At 47.1% G+C, this 1,784-nt stretch carries 3 tRNA genes and 2 rRNA genes; all 5 read right to left on the reverse strand.

The features are described from left to right. Positions 1–195: ribosomal RNA gene (locus L4D05_RS00010) — 23S ribosomal RNA — on the reverse strand; the annotation flags it as partial. 412 nt (positions 196–607) lie between these two features. Further along, a tRNA-Val gene (locus L4D05_RS00015) sits at positions 608–683 on the reverse strand. A gap of 67 nt (positions 684–750) precedes the next feature. Continuing rightward, positions 751–826, reverse strand: a tRNA-Lys gene (locus L4D05_RS00020). 2 nt (positions 827–828) lie between these two features. Further along, positions 829–904, reverse strand: a tRNA-Glu gene (locus tag L4D05_RS00025). Positions 905–1,027: 123 nt separating this feature from the next. After that, positions 1,028–1,784: ribosomal RNA gene (locus tag L4D05_RS00030) — 16S ribosomal RNA — on the reverse strand; the annotation flags it as partial.

Below are 1,784 nucleotides of genomic sequence, written 5' to 3' on the forward strand. Positions count from 1 at the left end.
GTTTCAGTTCCCCCGGTTTGCTTCATTAACCTATGTATTGAGTTAATGATACGTGCTTATGCACGTGGGTTTCCCCATTCGGAAATCCCAGACTCACAGGTTATTACTACCTAATCTGGGCTTATCGCAAGTTATTACGTCCTTCATCGCCTCTGACTGCCAAGGCATCCACCGTGTACGCTTAGTCACTTAACCATACAACCCCAAAAGGTTTCGATTTGATTTCACTTTAAAAAGTGAAGACAAAAAGGTGTATGGCAAACAACCAAAGTCGCTATCTCATTATTTGAATGAGCGAGATAGCATTCGATTTTGCCGGACTCAAATATAAACAAACACAACCTAAGTTGTGCTGTTTCCAAGAACACTTGAATGTGTGTTGGTACCTATATCCCTTCTCTATAAAAGAGTAAGACATAGGATTTGAGAACTTTTATTTGAACAACATTAAATCAAATGTTGTTCGTCAGCTTTCCAAATTGTTAAAGAGCTAGTTTCTTTCGAAACGCGTGCTAAAAAGCACTTTCTAACGACTTTYAGAGTCAAAAATGCAAACCAACAACATGAGTAGTGGTTTGGATTGATACTTCCAAAAATATTTAGAGAGTGGTGGGCGATACCGGGCTCGAACCAGTGACCCCCTCCTTGTAAGGGAGGTGCTCTCCCAACTGAGCTAATCGCCCACATTTAGTTTGCTTTTCGTTTCCGCTTTAAAAGCAGAAGCAAATTGCTTCCCTCGTGGAGAGAGAATGGTGGGTCGTGCAGGATTCGAACCTGCGACCAATTGATTAAAAGTCAACTGCTCTACCAACTGAGCTAACGACCCAATGGTATCCCGTAGGGGAGTCGAACCCCTGTTACCGCCGTGAAAGGGCGGTGTCCTAGGCCTCTAGACGAACGGGACACTAAGTAGTAAGTGTTGGGCACTTACTGTTTGTTGTTTTCACTTAACAAGTAAAAACAACCACTCTTTTACATCATAAACCTAATCAATCTGTGTGAACACTCATCAAGACAATCTTTCGTATAAGGAGGTGATCCAGCCCCAGGTTCCCCTAGGGCTACCTTGTTACGACTTCACCCCAGTCATGAACCACAAAGTGGTGAGCGTCCTCCCGAAGGTTAAACTACCCACTTCTTTTGCAGCCCACTCCCATGGTGTGACGGGCGGTGTGTACAAGGCCCGGGAACGTATTCACCGTGGCATTCTGATCCACGATTACTAGCGATTCCGACTTCATGGAGTCGAGTTGCAGACTCCAATCCGGACTACGACGCAATTGTTGGGATTCGCTCACTATCGCTAGCTTGCTGCCCTCTGTATGCGCCATTGTAGCACGTGTGTAGCCCTACTCGTAAGGGCCATGATGACTTGACGTCGTCCCCACCTTCCTCCGGTTTATCACCGGCAGTCTCCCTGGAGTTCCCACCATTAYGTGCTGGCAAACAAGGATAAGGGTTGCGCTCGTTGCGGGACTTAACCCAACATTTCACAACACGAGCTGACGACAGCCATGCAGCACCTGTCTTAGAGTTCCCGAAGGCACNCCTGCGTCTCCGCTGGNTTCTCTAGATGTCAAGAGTAGGTAAGGTTCTTCGCGTTGCATCGAATTAAACCACATGCTCCACCGCTTGTGCGGGCCCCCGTCAATTCATTTGAGTTTTAATCTTGCGACCGTACTCCCCAGGCGGTCTACTTAACGCGTTAGCTCCGAAAGCCACGGCTCAAGGCCACAACCTCCAAGTAGACATCGTTTACGGCGTGGACTACCAGGGTATCTAAT

Origin of the sequence: Vibrio nomapromontoriensis (assembly GCF_050337205.1) — a bacterium.
In the GTDB taxonomy this organism is placed as follows: Bacteria; Pseudomonadota; Gammaproteobacteria; order Enterobacterales; family Vibrionaceae; genus Vibrio; species Vibrio nomapromontoriensis.